Origin of the sequence: Streptomyces sp. NPDC079167, from assembly GCF_040686735.1 — a bacterium.
Lineage (GTDB): Bacteria > Actinomycetota > Actinomycetes > Streptomycetales > Streptomycetaceae > Streptomyces.
On the sequence record NZ_JBFBLO010000014.1, the window covers coordinates 158,214 to 177,067 of the forward strand.

General features: G+C 68.3%; 15 protein-coding genes and 1 tRNA gene. 7 read left to right on the forward strand and 9 right to left on the reverse strand.

What is annotated here, in order from left to right; all coding sequences use genetic code 11:
• The 6 genes from AB0P41_RS27330 to AB0P41_RS27355 all read left to right on the forward strand — a co-directional run bounded on the left by AB0P41_RS27330 (position 1) and on the right by AB0P41_RS27355 (position 4,842).
• On the forward strand, positions 1–1,107 hold the full coding sequence (locus AB0P41_RS27330; RefSeq protein ID WP_356707706.1) for a hypothetical protein: 1,107 nt from the start codon (positions 1–3) through the stop codon (positions 1,105–1,107).
• A gap of 3 nt (positions 1,108–1,110) precedes the next feature.
• Positions 1,111–1,827 (forward strand): hypothetical protein, encoded by a 717-nt coding sequence (locus AB0P41_RS27335; RefSeq protein ID WP_356707707.1) that lies wholly within the window; start codon positions 1,111–1,113, stop codon positions 1,825–1,827.
• A gap of 54 nt (positions 1,828–1,881) precedes the next feature.
• On the forward strand, positions 1,882–3,339 hold the full coding sequence (locus AB0P41_RS27340; protein ID WP_365934661.1) for a phage tail protein: 1,458 nt from the start codon (positions 1,882–1,884) through the stop codon (positions 3,337–3,339).
• A 73-nt stretch (positions 3,340–3,412) separates the two neighbouring features.
• A complete protein-coding gene (locus AB0P41_RS27345) occupies positions 3,413–4,330 on the forward strand; it encodes a peptidoglycan-binding protein (protein ID WP_365934663.1) in 918 nt (305 codons plus the stop codon).
• 13 nt (positions 4,331–4,343) lie between these two features.
• A complete protein-coding gene (locus AB0P41_RS27350; RefSeq protein ID WP_356707710.1) occupies positions 4,344–4,595 on the forward strand; it encodes a hypothetical protein in 252 nt (83 codons plus the stop codon).
• Positions 4,582–4,842 (forward strand): hypothetical protein, encoded by a 261-nt coding sequence (locus tag AB0P41_RS27355; protein WP_356707711.1) that lies wholly within the window; start codon positions 4,582–4,584, stop codon positions 4,840–4,842. Before AB0P41_RS27350 ends, AB0P41_RS27355 begins: the two co-directional genes overlap by 14 nt.
• Before the next feature lie 72 nt (positions 4,843–4,914).
• On the opposite strand, the gene AB0P41_RS27360 is transcribed toward AB0P41_RS27355, so the two are convergent.
• From AB0P41_RS27360 to AB0P41_RS27400, 9 genes are all read right to left on the reverse strand, one after another.
• Positions 4,915–8,814 (reverse strand): DNA-directed RNA polymerase subunit beta', encoded by a 3,900-nt coding sequence (locus AB0P41_RS27360; RefSeq protein WP_014154600.1) that lies wholly within the window; start codon positions 8,812–8,814, stop codon positions 4,915–4,917.
• Between the two features lie 129 nt (positions 8,815–8,943).
• Positions 8,944–12,429 (reverse strand): DNA-directed RNA polymerase subunit beta, encoded by a 3,486-nt coding sequence (gene rpoB, locus AB0P41_RS27365; protein ID WP_356707712.1) that lies wholly within the window; start codon positions 12,427–12,429, stop codon positions 8,944–8,946.
• Between the two features lie 610 nt (positions 12,430–13,039).
• Complete coding sequence (gene rplL, locus AB0P41_RS27370) at positions 13,040–13,423, reverse strand: 50S ribosomal protein L7/L12 (RefSeq protein ID WP_356707713.1); 384 nt, start codon at positions 13,421–13,423, stop codon at positions 13,040–13,042.
• A gap of 86 nt (positions 13,424–13,509) precedes the next feature.
• On the reverse strand, positions 13,510–14,073 hold the full coding sequence (rplJ, locus tag AB0P41_RS27375) for a 50S ribosomal protein L10 (protein WP_356707714.1): 564 nt from the start codon (positions 14,071–14,073) through the stop codon (positions 13,510–13,512).
• A gap of 393 nt (positions 14,074–14,466) precedes the next feature.
• On the reverse strand, positions 14,467–15,189 hold the full coding sequence (rplA, locus tag AB0P41_RS27380) for a 50S ribosomal protein L1 (protein WP_356707715.1): 723 nt from the start codon (positions 15,187–15,189) through the stop codon (positions 14,467–14,469).
• 82 nt (positions 15,190–15,271) lie between these two features.
• Entirely contained in the window at positions 15,272–15,706 is a 435-nt protein-coding gene (gene rplK, locus AB0P41_RS27385) for a 50S ribosomal protein L11 (RefSeq protein WP_356707716.1), read from the reverse strand.
• A gap of 178 nt (positions 15,707–15,884) precedes the next feature.
• Complete coding sequence (nusG, locus tag AB0P41_RS27390) at positions 15,885–16,781, reverse strand: transcription termination/antitermination protein NusG (protein ID WP_356707717.1); 897 nt, start codon at positions 16,779–16,781, stop codon at positions 15,885–15,887.
• A gap of 74 nt (positions 16,782–16,855) precedes the next feature.
• Positions 16,856–17,143 carry a preprotein translocase subunit SecE gene (gene secE, locus AB0P41_RS27395; RefSeq protein WP_356707718.1) on the reverse strand — a complete coding sequence of 96 codons (288 nt, stop codon included), beginning with the start codon at positions 17,141–17,143 and terminating at the stop codon, positions 16,856–16,858.
• A 106-nt stretch (positions 17,144–17,249) separates the two neighbouring features.
• Positions 17,250–17,322 (reverse strand) — tRNA-Trp (locus AB0P41_RS27400).
• Positions 17,323–17,536: 214 nt separating this feature from the next.
• On the opposite strand from AB0P41_RS27400, the gene AB0P41_RS27405 reads away from it, so the two are divergent.
• Positions 17,537–18,763 (forward strand): pyridoxal phosphate-dependent aminotransferase, encoded by a 1,227-nt coding sequence (locus AB0P41_RS27405; protein ID WP_365934665.1) that lies wholly within the window; start codon positions 17,537–17,539, stop codon positions 18,761–18,763.
• Positions 18,764–18,854: the final 91 nt, after the last annotated feature.

Sequence of the window (18,854 nt, forward strand, 5' to 3'; positions counted from 1 at the left end):
ATGACCGCATCCGTCACCACGCCCGTCTACCGGGCACTCTTCTGCGACCTGCGCACGGACCGTCTGCTGGACGTGCTGCCGCTCACGGAGACCAAGTTCGACGACTACATAGGCAAGCCCGGGTCGCTCACCGCCAACGTCCCCCTGCCCGGGGCCGCGCTGGCCGCCCGGGCGCGGGCCGCCCTCCAGCCCGGCCGCACCGCGGTCTGGCTGGAGCGGGACGGCGACATCTGGTGGGGCGGGATCCTGTGGACCTGCACGCCGGTCTCCGACGAACAGGGCCGGGTCATGGTGCAGTTCCAGGCCGGCACGTTCGACTCGTACCTGGACCACCGCATCCTCGCCGACGGCCTGGCGGGCACCGGCACGGACCAGTTCGACATCGCCCGCACCCTGATCGACCACGCGCAGGAGCAGCCCGGCGGTGACATCGGCATCATCACCGGACACGACAGGTCCGGGGTGGTGCGGGACTACGCCTACGCCTACTCCGCACTCGCCCGCGTCCGCGAACTCATCGACAACCTCGGGCAGTTGAGCGACGGATTCGAGTGGCGCATCTACTGCTACCGGGACGCCGAAGGCCGCCGGGTCAAGCGTCTCCAGCTCGGCCACCCGCAGATCCGCACCGGCCACACGGACATCGTCCTGAACCATCCCGGCCAGGTGCTCACCTACAGCCTGCCGACGGACTCCACCGTGCAGGCGAACGTCTGGGTGGCGCGGGGCGACTCCGACAACACCGACCAGTCCCAGGAGTCCCAGCCGCTCACCGTCAGCGAGGAGTCCCCCGGCGACCTGGAGGCCGGCTGGCCCCGTCTGGAGCTGACCTCCGACCACAGCGGCGTCACCGACGAGGCGACGCTGCGCTCGCTGGCCCGCGCCGAACTGGCCCGGCAGAACCGGCCCGAGGTCATCCCGGAACTGACCGTGCTGCTGGACGGACGGATCACCCCGGCCCTCCTCGGCGCCCGCATCCGGCTCCGGATCCACGACCTGTGGCACCACGAGGGCCTCGACGCCGCCTACCGGATCGTCGGGATCGCCGTCACCCCGCCGCAGCGCACCAAGGCCGAGACCGCCGTCCTCTACCTGGAAGGAGCCTGACCCGTGGCGATCATCCCCACCGATCTGCTCGACCGCATCCGCGCTCTGGAACGCCAGGTCAGGGACCTCATGGGCAGCGCCAACACCACACCCGCGCTGAACCGGATCATGGGCGGCGAGGTCGTCATCGGCGACAGGGGCCGGCTCCGCGTCCGCACCTCCGGCGACGAGGACCTGCTCTACCTGGGCCGTGTCCAGCCCGACCGCGGAACGGACGACCCGCAGCAGGGCTTCGTCGTACGACGTGACGACGGCTCCCTCGCCCTGACCATCTGGACGGCGGCCCCGGACACCCTGCCCGTCCAGCCGGTGCAGGTCTTCGACCGCCGGGGCAACGTGGTCGTCGCCGACGACGCCGCCCACGGAGGTCTGGCCCGCCCGTACATCCCGTACCCGCTGCCCGCCCCGGCCGACGAGGCGCGCTGGGAGTCCACCGGGTCGACCGCCTGGACGACGCTCTACCGGGGCCCGGGCATCGTCCAGCACGCGCGGCTGCACTGCGCGGTCGCCGCCGAGGGCAGTACGGGCGCCGAGGTGCGGCTGCTCGTCGACGGCGTCCAGCTCGCGGGGGTGGGCGCCCCCGGCGACGGCCTGGTGTTCACCGAGCGGCTTCCCGCCGCCTTCGGCACCACGGTCACCTTCGAGATCCAGGCCAGGGTCGCGGCCACCGGCGACACCCTGCGCTGCCGCCCGCTGGCGCTGTACGGCGTCCAGTCCTGACGCCGGGGCCAGGCCGGACGGCCAACCCCGACAACCACCGAGGAGGGCACCCGAGTGCTGCCTGAGAACATCCCCACCGTCACCGTCACCGCCCGCTACATGACCCCCGACGGCCGCCCGATGAGCGGCACCGTCGAATTCCGTCCCCCGGCGCTCCTGACCCACGCCGAGGAGGACCTCTTCCTGGGCGGACCGACCCGGGCCACGCTCGACGCGGAGGGCCGCATCAGCGTCGTCCTGCCCGCCACCGACGCCCCGGGCTGGAATCCCACCGTCTGGACGTACACCGTCACCGAGAAGCTCGCCGGGCTCGCACGCGGCGGACGTACTTACCAGATCGTGCTCACCGCCGCCCTGCCCACCGTGGACCTCGCCGACATCGCCCCGGCCGATCCGGGCGCCCCGCAGTACGTCGCCGTACCGGGGCCGCCGGGACCCGCCGGCGGCCCCGGCCCGCAGGGGCCGGCCGGACCGGCCGGCGCGGTGCACTCCGTCAACGGGCACACCGAGCCCGACATCGTGCTCGGCGCGGCGGACGTCTCCGCCCTCGCCTCCGCGTCGGCGGGAGCGCCGGGCGGCGTCGCCACCCTCGGCATCGACGGCCTCGTCCCGGCCGCCCAGCTCCCGGCGGGCGGCGGCGCCGTCGCCTCCGTCAACGGGCAGACCGGCGACGTCCTGCTCACGGCGAACGACCTGGGCGCGCTGACCCAGGCGGCCGGCGACGCCCGCTACCTCGCACTCGACGGCGCCCCCGTCACCTCGGTCAACGGCCTCACCGGCGAGGTCACCCTCACCGCGTCCGACGTGGCGGCGGTGCCGGTGGGCGAAGGGGTCCTGCTCGCAGGGGCCCAGGAGATCGACGGGCCCAAGACGTTCGTCACCCCGCCCTCCACCACGGCCGCACCGACCACCGACGACCACCTGGCCCGGCGCGGCTACGTGGACGCCGTCTCGGCGGCGGGCACCTGGACCCCGTCGTCGATGGGCTTCAGCGGCTGGGCGTTCGACCCGGCGGCGGCCGCCGCACCCACCCCCCAGTACTGCATCAACGGCTGGGTGTACCTGATCGGCATCCCGCTGCACGCGCCCGCCACCGTGAACAACCTGGTGTTCTACGTTCCGGGCTACGTCGGCGGCACGCTCAGCACCTCTTCCTTCGCCGGGCTCTACACCGGTGCCGGCGTCCGGGTCGGCCTGACCGCCAACCTCACCACCCTGATCCCCAAGACCGAGGGTACGACCGTGGTCTGCCCGCTGGCCGCCCCGTACAACGCCAAGGCGGGCAACTACTGGATCGGGCTCGTCGTCAACGGGCCCAGCCCCAACACCAACGGCCCCGCCTTCTCGCGGGGCGCCCACGTGGGCGAGGCCCCGGGCGGCAGCGCCCGGATGCCGGGGAAGTTCATCCGCCACGGCCGGCTCAGCACCACCGGCCAGACCTCGCTCCCCACCTCCTTCGCCCTCGACAAGGTGGTCGCGGACTCCAACGCGATCTGGGCAGCACTCTCCTGACACACCTGTGCGGGGCCCCGCGCCACCCGGTGCGGGGCCCCGCCGCACGGGCTGTCCCGAAAGGAACACATCCATGGCCACTCCCCTGACCGCCGGCCAACTGCTCGCCGCCCTGCACGCCGAAGGCGTCACCGTCGTCGAGTACGCGGACTGGCGCACCCACAACCGCAACCACAAGGGCGCCTGGGGCCCGCTGAACGGCGTCATGATCCACCACACCGTCAGCAGCGGCACCGACGCGTCCGTGGCGCTCTGCTACAACGGCCACTCGACGCTGCCCGGCCCGCTCTGCCACGGCGTCATCGACAAGGCGGGCACCGTCCACCTCGTCGGCAACGGCCGCGCCAACCACGCGGGCGGCGGCGACCCTGCCGTACTCCAGCGGGTGATCGCGGAGGACTACGGCGACCGCCCGCCCGCCCCCCACGAACACGACGGCAGCGCCGGATCCGTCGACGGCAACGCCCGCTTCTACGGTTTCGAGTGCGTCAACCTCGGCGACGGCGAGGACCCCTGGCCGGACGCCCAGCTCGACGCGATCGAACGCGTCTCGGCCGCCATCTGCCGGGCCCACGGCTGGTCCGCCCGCAGCGTCATCGGCCACCTCGAGTGGTCCGACTGGAAGGTCGACCCGCGCGGCTTCACCATGCCGTCCATGCGGAACCGCATCGCCGCCCGGCTCAGCGGACCGGCGAGCGGCGGTTCCACGGGCAGGCCCTCCGGCGGGACGGCCGCCTCCCGCTACCAGCCGTTCCCCGGAGCCTCGTTCTTCACCGGCCGCACCAGCTCCGCCGTGATCACCGCCATGGGCCGCCGGCTCGTCGCCGAGGGCTGCTCGTCCTACGCCGTCGGGCCGGGCCCCCGCTGGACCGACGCGGACCGCCGCTCGTACGCCGCCTGGCAGCGCAAGCTCGGCTTCCGGGGCAGCGATGCCGACGGGGTTCCGGGCCGCACCTCCTGGAACGCCCTCAAGGTCCCGCACACGAAGTGAGGAGTCCACAGCCATGTCCGATGCCACCCGCCGCACCGCCCGCACCGTGGTCCAGACCGGCCTCGCCCTTGCCGTGCTCCTGCCCGCGCTTGTCGACGCGTCCGGCCTTCCGGCGGCCCTGCCCTGGGTCGCCGGGTCCCTGGCCGTCGCGGGGGCGCTGACCCGGGTGATGGCCGTACCCGGCGTGCAGGCGCTTCTCCCCGCGTGGCTCCGCACCGAACCGCCGGGGAACGAGACCGTGGGAGCCGCCCGTGACCGAGACTGACCCGAACAACCCGGTCGCCGTCGCCCTGGAACTGGAGCGCCTGCGCGGCTCGCTGGAGGCCGGCTTCGCCCGCGCCGACGGCCAGCTCGCGCTGCTGGTGCAGCGCAGCGACCAGACCGACAAACAACTGGCGGACCACGAGGCCCGCCTGGACACACTGGAACGTTCCCGCTGGCCGCTGGCGAGCATCGGCGCGCTCACCGCGACCGCCGCACTCGCCGTCGCCCTGTGGGAATCCATGCGCTGAACCGCCGTACGTCGGCACACAGAAGGGCGCCCACCCCGTACGCGACGGGATGGGCGCCCTTCTCACTCACTGTTACTGGTTGTACGGACCGTAGTCGTAGTCCTCCAGCGGAACGGCCTGGCCGGAGCCCGTGCCGAACGGCGAGTAGTCGATGTCGTCGTAGCCGACGGCCGAGTACATCGCGGCCTTGGCTTCCTCGGTCGGCTCGACCCGGATGTTGCGGTAGCGGGAGAGACCCGTACCGGCCGGGATGAGCTTACCGATGATGACGTTCTCCTTGAGGCCGATCAGGGAGTCCGACTTGGCGTTGATCGCCGCGTCGGTCAGGACCCTGGTCGTCTCCTGGAAGGACGCCGCCGACAGCCACGACTCGGTGGCGAGCGAGGCCTTGGTGATACCCATCAGCTGCGGACGGCCGGAGGCGGGGTGACCGCCCTCGGTGACCACACGACGGTTCTCGGTCTCGAACTTCGAGCGCTCGACGAGCTCGCCCGGCAGCAGCTCCGCGTCGCCGGACTCGATGATCGTCACACGGCGCAGCATCTGCCGGATGATGATCTCGATGTGCTTGTCGTGGATCGACACACCCTGCGAGTTGTAGACCTTCTGGACCTCGCCGACCAGGTGAACCTGGACCGCGCGCTGACCGAGGATCCGCAGCACGTCGTGCGGGTTGGTGGCACCGACGGTGAGCTTCTGGCCCACCTCGACCGCGTCGCCCTCGCCGACCAGGAGACGGGCACGCTTGGAGATCGGGAACGCCGTCTCCTCGCTGCCGTCGTCCGGGGTGACGACGAGCTTCTTGGTCTTCTCGGTCTCCTCGATGCGGACCCGGCCCTTGGCCTCCGAGATCGGGGCGACACCCTTGGGCGTACGCGCCTCGAAGAGCTCGACGACACGCGGCAGACCCTGCGTGATGTCGTCACCGGCCACACCACCGGTGTGGAAGGTACGCATCGTCAGCTGGGTACCGGGCTCACCGATGGACTGGGCGGCGATGATGCCGACCGCCTCACCGATGTCGACCAGCTTGCCGGTGGCGAGCGAGCGTCCGTAGCAGAAGGCACAGGTGCCGACCGCGGACTCACAGGTCAGGACCGAGCGGGTCTTGACCTCCTCGACGCCGGCGCCCACGAGGGCGTCGATCAGGACGTCACCGAGGTCGACGTTGGCAGGCGCGATGACCTTGCCGTCGACGACGACGTCCTCGGCGAGCATGCGGGCGTAGACCGAGGTCTCGACGTCCTCCGTCTTGCGGAGGACACCGTCGGCACCCTTGACGGCGATCTTCAGCTTGAGGCCGCGGTCGGTGCCGCAGTCCTCCTCGCGAATGATCACGTCCTGCGAGACGTCCACCAGACGACGGGTCAGGTAACCCGAGTCGGCGGTACGCAGGGCGGTGTCCGCCAGACCCTTACGGGCACCGTGCGTGGAGATGAAGTACTCCAGAACGGTGAGGCCCTCACGGAAGGACGCCTTGATGGGACGGGGAATCGTCTCGTTCTTGGCGTTCGACACCAGACCACGCATACCCGCGATCTGACGCATCTGCATCATGTTTCCTCGGGCACCCGAGTCGACCATCATGAAGATGGGGTTCGTCTTCGGGAAGTTCGCGTTCATCGCCTCGGCAACCTCGTTGGTCGCCTTGGTCCAGATCGCGATGAGCTCCTGCGTGCGCTCGTCCTTGGTGATCAGACCGCGCTCGTACTGCTTCTGGACCTTCTCGTCCTGCTCCTCGTAGCCCTTGACGATGGCCTTCTTGGCCTCGGGCACGACGACGTCGGAGATGGCCACGGTCACACCGGAGCGGGTCGCCCAGTGGAAACCGGCCGCCTTCAGGTTGTCGAGCGTCGCCGCCACGATGACCTTGGGGTAGCGCTCGGCCAGGTCGTTGACGATCTCGGAGAGCTGCTTCTTGCCCACCGAGTAGTCGACGAACGGGTAGTCCTCGGGCAGCAGCTCGTTGAAGAGCGCGCGGCCCAGGCTCGTACGCAGCCGGAAGGTGTCACCCGGCTGGTACTCGGGCTCGCCCTCCTCGGCGACCGGCGGCACCCAGCCACGCGGGGGCATGGTGCCCACCGGGAAGCGGATGTCGACCTTCGCCTGGAGCGACAGCTCGCGGGCGTCGAAGGCCATGGTGGCCTCGGCCGTGGAGCCGAACGCGCGGTCCGTGCCCTTGACGTTGCGGCCCTCTTCGTCCGTGGTGAGGAAGAAGAGACCCAGCACCATGTCCTGGGTCGGCATGGTGACGGGACGACCGTCGGCCGGCTTCAGGATGTTGTTCGAGGACAGCATCAGGATGCGGGCCTCGGCCTGCGCCTCCGCGGAGAGCGGAAGGTGCACGGCCATCTGGTCACCGTCGAAGTCCGCGTTGAACGCGGTGCAGACGAGCGGGTGGATCTGGATGGCCTTGCCCTCGACCAGCTGCGGCTCGAAGGCCTGGATGCCGAGGCGGTGCAGGGTGGGCGCACGGTTCAGCAGCACCGGGTGCTCGGCGATGACCTCTTCGAGGACGTCGTACACGACGGTGCGGCCACGCTCGACCATGCGCTTGGCCGACTTGATGTTCTGCGCGTGGTTCAGGTCCACCAGGCGCTTCATCACGAACGGCTTGAAGAGCTCCAGCGCCATCGCCTTCGGCAGACCGCACTGGTGCAGCTTGAGCTGCGGACCGACGACGATCACGGAACGCGCGGAGTAGTCCACGCGCTTGCCGAGGAGGTTCTGACGGAAACGGCCCTGCTTGCCCTTCAGCATGTCGCTGAGGGACTTCAGGGGACGGTTACCGGGACCGGTGACCGGGCGACCGCGGCGGCCGTTGTCGAACAGCGCGTCGACGGCCTCCTGCAGCATCCGCTTCTCGTTGTTCACGATGATCTCGGGGGCACCGAGGTCAAGGAGACGCTTGAGGCGGTTGTTGCGGTTGATCACACGGCGGTACAGGTCGTTCAGGTCGGAGGTCGCGAAGCGGCCACCGTCCAGCTGCACCATCGGACGCAGGTCCGGCGGGATGACCGGCACGCAGTCGAGCACCATGCCCTTGGGCTTGTTGCTGGTCTGCAGGAACGCGGAGACGACCTTGAGGCGCTTGAGCGCACGGGTCTTCTTCTGGCCCTTGCCGGTACGGATGATCTCGCGGAGGCGCTCGGCCTCCTCGTCGAGGTCGAAGGACTCCAGGCGCTTCTGCAGGGCGGCGGCGCCCATGCAGCCGTCGAAGTACGTGCCGAAGCGGTCACGCAGCTCGCGGTAGAGCAGCTCGTCGCCCTCGAGGTCCTGGACCTTGAGGTTCTTGAAGCGGCTCCACACCTCGTCGAGACGGTCGATCTCGCGCTGCGCACGGTCACGCAGCTGCTTCATCTCACGCTCGGCACCTTCGCGCACCTTGCGGCGTACGTCGGCCTTGGCGCCCTCGGCCTCGAGCTCGGCCAGGTCGGTCTCGAGCTTCTTGGCACGGTTCTCGAGGTCCGAGTCACGGCGGTTCTCGACCTGCTGACGCTCGACGGAGACATGCGCCTCCAGCGACGGGAGGTCACGCGTGCGGCGCTCCTCGTCGACGAACGTGATCATGTACGCGGCGAAGTAGATGACCTTCTCGAGGTCCTTCGGCGCGAGGTCCAGCAGGTATCCGAGGCGCGACGGGACGCCCTTGAAGTACCAGATGTGGGTGACGGGAGCGGCAAGCTCGATGTGACCCATGCGCTCACGGCGCACCTTTGCGCGCGTGACCTCTACGCCACAGCGCTCACAGATGATGCCCTTGAAGCGGACACGCTTGTACTTGCCGCAGTAGCACTCCCAGTCCCGGGTCGGACCGAAGATCTTCTCGCAGAAGAGTCCGTCCTTCTCGGGCTTGAGCGTGCGGTAGTTGATGGTCTCCGGCTTCTTCACTTCGCCGTGGGACCAGGTCCGGATGTCGTCCGCGGTGGCAAGGCCGATCCGCAGCTCGTCGAAGAAGTTGACGTCGAGCACTTGTCGTCAATCCCTCTTTCGGGGGTTCGAGCCCCCTCGCTTCACGCGAGAAATCGGGGCACTTCAGCAATGGTCTGAACGGGTCCGGGGAGAGCCGGCCGGATCACGAGGATCCGGCCGGACAACCCGTCAGACCTCTTCGACGCTGCTCGGCTCGCGCCGGGACAGGTCGATACCGAGCTCCTCCGCCGCGCGGAAGACGTCCTCGTCCGTGTCGCGCATCTCGATGGACATGCCGTCCGAGGACAGCACCTCCACGTTGAGGCAGAGCGACTGCATCTCCTTGATGAGCACCTTGAAGGACTCGGGGATGCCGGGCTCGGGGATGTTCTCGCCCTTGACGATCGCCTCGTAGACCTTCACGCGGCCGGTCACGTCGTCGGACTTGATCGTCAGCAGTTCCTGGAGGGCGTATGCGGCGCCGTAAGCCTCAAGGGCCCACACCTCCATCTCACCGAATCGCTGCCCACCGAACTGCGCCTTACCACCCAGCGGCTGCTGCGTGATCATGGAGTACGGGCCGGTCGAACGCGCGTGGAGCTTGTCGTCGACCAGGTGGTGCAGCTTGAGGATGTACATGAACCCGACCGAGACCGGGTCCGGGAACGGCTCGCCGGAGCGACCGTCGAACAGCTGGGCCTTGCCGGAGGGCTGCACCAGGCGGTCGCCGTCGCGGTTCGGGATCGTGGCTCCGAAGAGACCGGAGATCTCGTCCTCGCGCGCACCGTCGAAGACGGGCGTGGCGACGTTGGTGCCGGGGGCGACCTGGTCGGCGCCGATGGCCTGCAGGCGCTGTGCCCACTCGTCACCGAGGCCGGAGACGTCCCAGCCGCGGCTGGCGAGCCAGCCGAGGTGGATCTCCAGGACCTGTCCCGGGTTCATTCGGGACGGGACACCCAGCGGGTTGAGGATGATGTCGACCGGGGTGCCGTCCTCCAGGAACGGCATGTCCTCGATCGGGAGGATCTTCGAGATGACGCCCTTGTTGCCGTGACGGCCGGCGAGCTTGTCACCATCGGTGATCTTGCGCTTCTGCGCGACGTAGACGCGGACCAGCTGGTTCACGCCCGGCGGCAGCTCGTCGCCCTCTTCGCGGTCGAAGACGCGGACGCCGATGACCTTGCCGATCTCACCGTGCGGCACCTTCAGCGAGGTGTCGCGCACCTCGCGCGCCTTCTCACCGAAGATCGCGCGGAGCAGGCGCTCCTCCGGCGTCAGCTCGGTCTCACCCTTGGGCGTGACCTTGCCGACGAGGATGTCACCGGCGACGACCTCGGCACCGATACGGATGATGCCGCGCTCGTCGAGGTCGGCGAGGACCTCCTCGGAGACGTTCGGGATGTCCCGGGTGATCTCCTCCGGGCCGAGCTTGGTGTCACGGGCGTCGACCTCGTGCTCCTCGATGTGGATCGAGGAGAGGACGTCGTCCTGCACGAGGCGCTGCGACAGGATGATCGCGTCCTCGTAGTTGTGACCCTCCCACGGCATGAACGCCACGAGCAGGTTCTTGCCGAGCGCCATCTCACCGTTCTCGGTGGCCGGCCCGTCGGCGAGGACCTGGCTCTCGATCACGCGGTCGCCCTCGGAGACGACGACCTTCTGGTTGACCGAGGTGCCCTGGTTGGAGCGCGAGAACTTCGAGATGCGGTACGTGGTGTACGTGCCGTCGTCGTTCGTCACGGTGATGTAGTCCGCGGAGACCTCCTGGACCACACCCGCCTTCTCGGCCTTGAGCACGTCACCGGCGTCGGTGGCACAGCGGTACTCCATGCCGGTGCCGACCAGCGGCGCCTCGCTCTTGATGAGCGGGACGGCCTGACGCATCATGTTCGCGCCCATGAGGGCACGGTTGGCGTCGTCGTGCTCGAGGAACGGGATCATCGCGGTGGCGACCGACACCATCTGGCGCGGCGAGACGTCCATGTAGTCGACGTCGTCGCCGGGGATGTAGTCGATCTCGCCGCCACGCCGGCGGACCAGGACGCGTGCCTCGGTGAAGCGCATGTCCTCGGAGAGCGTCGCGTTCGCCTGGGCGATCACGAAGCGGTCCTCTTCGTCGGCCGTCAGGTAGTCGACGTCGTCGGTGACGACGCCCTCGACGACCTTGCGGTACGGCGTCTCGATGAAGCCGAACGGGTTGATGCGCCCGTAGGAGGCCAGCGAGCCGATCAGACCGATGTTCGGGCCTTCGGGCGTCTCGATCGGGCACATGCGGCCGTAGTGCGAGGGGTGGACGTCACGGACCTCGAAGCCGGCCCGCTCACGGGAGAGACCACCCGGGCCGAGGGCGTTCAGACGACGCTTGTGCGTCAGCCCCGACAGCGGGTTGTTCTGGTCCATGAACTGGGACAGCTGGCTGGTGCCGAAGAACTCCTTGATGGAGGCGACGACCGGCCGGATGTTGATCAGGGTCTGCGGCGTGATCGCCTCGACGTCCTGAGTGGTCATGCGCTCACGCACGACGCGCTCCATACGGGCGAGACCCGTACGGACCTGGTTCTGGATCAGCTCACCGACGTTACGGATACGGCGGTTGCCGAAGTGGTCGATGTCGTCGGTCTCGACCATGATCGAGCGGCCGGACTCACCGACGGTCTCGGTCTCACCGGCGTGCAGCTTCACCAGGTACTTGATGGTGGCGATGATGTCGTCGCTGGTGAGGACACCGGCGTCGAGCGGCTCGTCGGCGCCGAGCTTCTTGTTCACCTTGTAGCGGCCGACCTTCGCGAGGTCGTAGCGCTTCGGGTTGAAGTAGAGGTTCTCGAGCAGCGTCTGAGCGGCCTCGCGCGTCGGCGGCTCGCCCGGGCGCAGCTTGCGGTAGATGTCGAGCAGCGCGTCGTCCTGGCCCTGGGTGTGGTCCTTCTCCAGGGTGGCGCGCATCGACTCGTACTCGCCGAACTCCTCGAGGATCTGCTCGGTGGTCCAGCCGAGAGCCTTCAGGAGGACGGTGACGGACTGCTTGCGCTTGCGGTCGATGCGGACACCGACCATGTCGCGCTTGTCGATCTCCATCTCCAGCCAGGCACCCCGGGACGGGATGATCTTGGCGGAGAAGATGTCCTTGTCGGACGTCTTGTCGATGGAGGAGTCGAAGTAGACACCCGGCGAGCGCACGAGCTGCGACACGACGACACGCTCGGTGCCGTTGATGACGAAGGTGCCCTTGTTGGTCATGAGCGGGAAGTCGCCCATGAAGACCGTCTGGGACTTGATCTCGCCGGTCTCGTTGTTGGTGAACTCGGCCGTGACGAAGAGCGGCGCGGCGAACGTGAAGTCGCGCTCCTTGCACTCGTCGATCGAGTTCTTCGGGGGCTCGAAGCGGTGGTCGCGGAAGGTGAGCGACATCGACCCGGAGAAGTCCTCGATCGGGGAGATCTCCTCGAAGATTTCCTCCAGGCCGGACTTGGTGGGGACGTCTTGTCCGCTGTCCAGAGCAGCCTCGACGCGAGCCTTCCAGGCGGCGTTGCCGAGGAGCCAGTCAAAGCTCTCGGTCTGCAGCGCGAGGAGGTTCGGAACCTCGAGGGGCTCCTTGATCTTTGCAAAAGAGATGCGCAGCGGGGCGGTGCTGGCACCGTTGTTCGTATTCGAGGTCGAGGCGTTGCGCGAGGCGGCCAAGAGGGGGTCCTTCCGAGGGCTCGGACTCACTACGCGCGTACCGGCCCCAAGCCGCACACAGAGACAGGAATCCCAAGGTCAGGGAATGTCCGGTCATCGATGCTAGGCGTGGGCATGCCCCTGGTGACGGGCAGGAGGCAGCTAACAGGCAGCGCAAAGGGTCAGTGTAGCCAAACGCCACACTGATGTCCAGTCGGGGTTCTCAGAGACCCACGTTGCTCTCAACAGCTGTTCTCAACACCTATGAATAGCCCTCGCGCGGTGTGCGCTCTTCTTTACTGCCCTCTTCGCTCTCGATCCATGCCTCGGATGCGGATCGAGATGACGACGCGTCCTGAGAATTGCGCGCCGCGTGCGGTTCGTCAAGGCCCCGGGGTCCCGGCGGACGCCCGGCGATCTTCACCTGCGCCGGAAGGACGCCGGTTGACGCCTCGCGGCGTCCCCGGAGAAACGCACGGCGAAGATCACCCTACTCGTCGCGCACGGAAGTTCAAGGCAGCCTCCGGGGGCACGCCAAAGGGCGACCACCCGGATGGGTGATCGCCCTTTGCGATGTGACATCCCCGCCTCGCGGCAGGGACTGCCTTGCGGAGTCAGATGACTCGCAGGGTCACTTGACCTCGACGGAAGCGCCGGCGGCCTTGAGGGACTCGGCAGCCTTGTCAGCGGCCTCCTTGGCGACCTTCTCGAGGACGGGCTTCGGGGCGCCGTCGACGAGGTCCTTGGCCTCCTTCAGACCCAGCGAGGTCAGCTCACGCACGACCTTGATGACCTGGATCTTCTTGTCACCGGCGGCGGTGAGGACGACGTCGAACTCGTCCTGCTCCTCAGCGGCCTCGGCGGCGGGGCCACCCTGGGCGGGGCCGGCGACGGCGACCGCGGCGGCGGCGGTGACGTCGAACTTCTCCTCGAACGCCTTAACGAACTCGGAGAGCTCGATGAGGGTGAGCTCCTCGAACTGGGCGAGCAGGTCTTCCTGGCTGAGCTTCGCCATGATGGCGTCCTTCCACTAATTCGGCAGGTGCCGGATGTATATGTAGGCGGGCGTACGGGCCCGCTGCGAGCCGTGGACGCGGAGTGTTACTCCGCCACCTCGGCATCGGCGGGAGCCGGGGTACCGGCACCGCCCTGCTCGGCCTTCTTGGCACGAAGCGCTTCCGCGGTGCGGACGAACTTCGAGGGCAGAGCCTGGAAGAGCTGCGCAGCCTGAGTCTGCTTGCCCTTCATGGCGCCGGCCAGCTTGGCGAGCAGAACCTCGCGGGACTCGAGGTCCGCGAGCTTCTTGAACTCATCGGCGGTTACGGCCTTACCATCAAGGACACCGCCCTTGATGATGAGGCTGGGGTTGTCCTTGGCGAAGTCACGAAGACCCTTCGCCGACTCCACCGGGTCACCGGTGACGAAGGCAACCGCTGTCGGACCCGAGAACAGGTCGTCCAGCGTGTCGATCCCGGCCTCGTTGGCCGCAATCTTGGTCAGCGTGTTCTTCACCACGGCGTACTGGGCGTTCTCACCGAGCGAACGGCGCAGCTGCCTGAGCTGTGCCACGGTGAGACCCCGGTACTCGGTCAGCACGGCGGCGCTCGAGCTACGGAACTGGTCCGTCAGCTCGGCTACCGCGGCAGCCTTGTCGGGCCTTGCCATGAGCGTCGGCCTCCTTCCGGGTGATGAGGACCGCTCAGAAGGGGCCGGGAAAGACGAAACGCCCCAGCGCGGGCGCCAGGGCGTAGCTCTACCGGATGAATCCGGGAGCTTTCCACAGTCACCTGCGCGGGTCGCCCGTTCTCGACGGATCCTTCGGTCGCCGTCCCCTCTGACGAGAGTGCGGCAACGACCAGCGGTCTTTGGCTTCTGGAGGAGCTTACGTGACCGGAGCCGTTCGGAGCAAATCCGTCCCGGTTCGACCGGTGCGAGAGGTTTAAGCAGCTCTCGGACGGCCTGCGGAGCAGGCTCGTACGAGGACGGGCCCCGCACCCTCCGAAGAGGCTGCGGGGCCCGTCCCGTGCCGTGACACGGTCACCGGGTGAGCACGGAGGCTCAGACGGCGGCCGGGTCCTCCTCGACGAGGAGGTTGCGCACGCGGTTGGCGTCCAGCGGGATGCCGGGGCCCATCGTCGTGCTCATGGTCGCCTTCTTGATGAAGCGACCCTTCGCGGCGGACGGCTTCAGACGGAGGATCTCCTCCAGGGCCGCGCCGTAGTTCTCGACCAGCTTCGTGTCATCGAAAGAGGTCTTGCCGATGATGAAGTGGAGGTTCGAGTGCTTGTCGACGCGGAACTCGATCTTTCCGCCCTTGATGTCGTTGACGGCCTTGACGACATCGGGGGTGACGGTGCCGGTCTTCGGGTTCGGCATCAGACCACGCGGACCGAGCACGCGGCCGAGGCGGCCGACCTTGCCCATGAGGTCCGGCGTGGCGACGACGGCGTCGAAGTCCAGACGGCCCTTCGCCACCTCGTCGATGAGCTCGTCGGAGCCGACGATGTCGGCGCCGGCGGCTTCCGCGGCCGCAGCACGGTCACCGGTCGCGAAGACCAGGACCCGGGCGGTCTTGCCGGTGCCGTGCGGGAGGTTCACGGTGCCACGGACCATCTGGTCGGCCTTGCGAGGGTCGACACCCAGGCAGAACGCGACCTCGACGGTGCCGTCGAACTTGGTGGCGGCGGTGTCCTTGGCGAGACGGACGGCCTCGAGCGGGGCGTACGTACGCTCCCGGTCGATCTTCGCGTCCGCAGCGCGGAGGTTCTTGCTGCGCTTCACATCTACTCCTGTGGTTTTCAGAGTGTGGAGTCGTGGTGCGGACCAGCGCTTGGTCCTACCACTGAAGGGCTACGGGGCTGACTCAGCCTTCGACCGTGATGCCCATGGAACGGGCGGTGCCGACGATGATCTTCGACGCGGCGTCGAGGTCGTTGGCGTTCAGGTCGGGGAGCTTGGTCGTGGCGATCTCGCGGACCTGGTCGGCCGTGATCTTGGCGACCTTGGTCTTGTGCGGCTCGCCGGAGCCCTTGTTCACACCCGCGGCCTTGAGGATCAGCTTGGCGGCCGGCGGAGTCTTCGTGATGAAGGTGAAGGAGCGGTCCTCGTAGACCGTGATCTCCACCGGCACGACCATGCCACGCTGCGACTCGGTCGCGGCGTTGTAGGCCTTGCAGAACTCCATGATGTTGACGCCGTGCTGGCCCAGTGCGGGGCCCACCGGCGGCGCCGGGTTGGCCGCACCGGCGTTGATCTGGAGCTTGATAAGCCCCGTGACCTTCTTCTTCTTGGGAGGCATTGCTCTCTCCGGGTCCTAGTGAGAGTGTTTCGCCGCCGTTCCGGTCATCCGGATGGAGGCATACCGCACAACGATAACGGGTATAGCTGCGCGACCAAAAACCGAGCAGGTCAGACAGGCTGCGAAGCCTGTCTGACCTGCTCGGTAGGCATGTGTCCAGAGACGGGCCGGAAGGCCGTCAGTTCTTCTGGATCTGGTCGAAGCTGAGCTCGACCGGGGTCTCACGACCGAAGATCTCGACGAGGCCCTTGACCTTCTTCGAGTCGGCGTTGATCTCGTTGATCGTCGCCTGAAGCGTCGCGAACGGGCCGTCGGTGACGGTGACCGAGTCGCCCACCTCGAAGTCCAGGACCTGGACCTCGACCTTGCGGGCCGGAGCCGGCTTGCCCTCGGCCTCGGCCGCCTCGCGGGCCGCCTTCTCCTCGGCCTCGGGGGCGAGCATCTTGACGATCTCGTCCAGGGTCAGCGGGTACGGGTCGTAGGCGTTGCCCACGAAGCCGGTGACGCCGGGCGTGTTGCGGACAACACCCCAGGACTCGTTCGTCAGGTCCATGCGCACCAGGACGTATCCCGGGAGCTTGTTCTGACGGACGTTCTTCCGCTCACCGTTCTTGATCTGGACGATCTCTTCCTCGGGCACCTCGGCCTGGTAGATGAAGTCCTCGACGTTGAGCGAGACGGCGCGCTGCTCCAGGTTGGCCTTCACGCGCTTCTCGTAACCGGCGTACGTGTGGATGACGTACCACTCGCCGGGAAGTCCGCGGAGCTCCTCGCGCAGGGCGGCGACGGCGTCGACGGGGGCGGCCGGCTCGGCCTCCTCCTCGTCGGACTCGTCCGCGGCCTCTTCGTCGGACTCCTCCACGGCCTCTTCGTCGTCCTGGGCGGCCTCTTCGTCCTCGTCGGACTCGGCACGCACGGCGGCCTGCTCGGCGGGCTCGCCCGCGGCGGCGTCAGCAGCGTCGACCTGGTCCGGGGCCACGGCATCCGCCGCCTCGACGATGTCGAGCTCGTCCTCGGCGGACTCGACGGCGCTCGCCGTGGGCTCGGCGTCGTCGTTCAGGTTCGGGTCAGACACGATGGCTGCTTCTTCCTGGATACAAATGGGTGGAACATGCGAAAGGGGCGCCGATGAGGCGCCCTCCGCGGGGATCAGCCGAAGACGTACTTGATGACCCGCGCAAATCCGAAGTCAATCACGGTGACGAGACCGATCATGACGACCACGAACACGATCACCACGGCCGTGTACGTCGACAGCTGGCTGCGCGTCGGCCATACGACCTTGCGGAGCTCGGCGACGATCTGGCGGTAGAACAGCGCGAGACGGCCCAGAGGGCCCTTCTTGCCGCGCTTGCCGCCCTTCCGGGTCTTCTTCTTCGACTCGGGGGTTTCGTCCTCGGCATCAGGCATGTCGATGGAGCCCACGGCGTCCGTCACGCTACTCACCTGATTCCGGGTCGTGGCCGTGCCGCGCCCGGTGGAGCCGCACGGCGGTGCATTGAAGTACGTACATGCGCACACATCCTGGCGAAGGAGTGTGTAGCAGGGCCGGAGGGACTTGAACCCCCAACCGCTGGTTTTGGAGACCAGTGCTCTACCAATTGAGCTACGACCCTTTGTGGTTTCCACCAACCTACCGCATCCTCCCCGGTGGGCCGGTCGGGAAAACGGTGTGGCTGATGAAGGCCAACGACAGGTGAGTGTACGTGCTCAGCGGCGCCGCGTCGAACAGACCACAACCGACCGGTCCTGTCCGGATGCTGTCCGAGTCCTGTCCGGTCCCTGAAACCCCTGTGCCGAGGGGTTTTCCGGTCTGCGAGCATGGGGGGCATGAGCGCTGCAACTTCTCCGTCCGAGCGCCGGGTCTCGGCCCGCATCGGTGCGATCTCCGAGTCCGCCACCCTCGCCGTCGACGCCAAGGCCAAGGCCCTCAAGGCCGCCGGGCGTCCGGTGATCGGCTTCGGCGCCGGCGAGCCCGACTTCCCGACCCCCGAGTACATCGTGGACGCCGCGATCGAGGCGTGCCGAAACCCGAAGTACCACCGCTACACCCCGGCGGGCGGGCTCCCCGAGCTCAAGGCCGCCATCGTGGCGAAGACGCTGCGCGACTCCGGCTACGAGGTCGACGCCTCGCAGGTCCTGGTGACCAACGGCGGAAAGCAGGCCATCTACGAGGCCTTCGCCGCGGTCCTCGACCCGGGCGACGAGGTCATCGTCCCCGCGCCGTACTGGACGACCTACCCCGAGTCCATCCGTCTGGCCGGCGGTGTCCCGGTCGACGTCGTGGCCGACGAGACCACCGGCTACCGGGTATCGGTGGAGCAGCTCGAGGCCGCGCGCACGGAGCGTACGAAGGTCGTCCTCTTCGTCTCCCCGTCCAACCCGACGGGCGCGGTCTACAGCGAGGCCGAGACCGAGGCGATCGGCCGCTGGGCCGTCGAGCACGGCCTGTGGGTGATGACGGACGAGATCTACGAGCACCTGGTCTACGGCGGCGCCGCCGCGGCCTCGCTCCCCGCGGTCGTGCCCGAGCTGCGCGACAAGTGCATCGTGGTCAACGGTGTCGCCAAGACCTACGCCATGACCGGCTGGCGGGTGGGCTGGATCATCGGCCCGAAGGACATCGTGAAGGCCGCGACCAACCTGCAGTCGCACGCCACCTCCAACGTCAACAACGTCGCGCAGGCCGCCGCGATCGCCGCCCTCACGGGGAGCCTGGACGCGGTCGCCGAGATGCGGACCGCCTTCGACCGCCGGCGGAAGACGATCGTACGCATGCTCAACGAGATCGACGGCGTGCTCTGCCCCGAGCCCGAGGGCGCGTTCTACGCGTACCCCTCGGTGAAGGGACTGCTCGGCAAGGAGATCCGCGGCAAGCGCCCCGCGGACTCCGTCGAGCTCGCGGCCCTCATCCTGGACGAGGCCGAGGTCGCCGTGGTGCCGGGCGAGGCCTTCGGCACGCCGGGTTACCTGCGGCTCTCCTACGCGCTGGGCGACGACGACCTCGTCGAGGGCGTCTCCCGGCTCCAGAAGCTGCTGGGCGAGGCCCGCGACTGACGCGGGAAACCCACCTGAGTGGCGTGGCCCCCGGCTCCTGCCGGGGGCCACTTTTTTGTTCGACGGGTAACTCACATGGGAATCCGGCTAC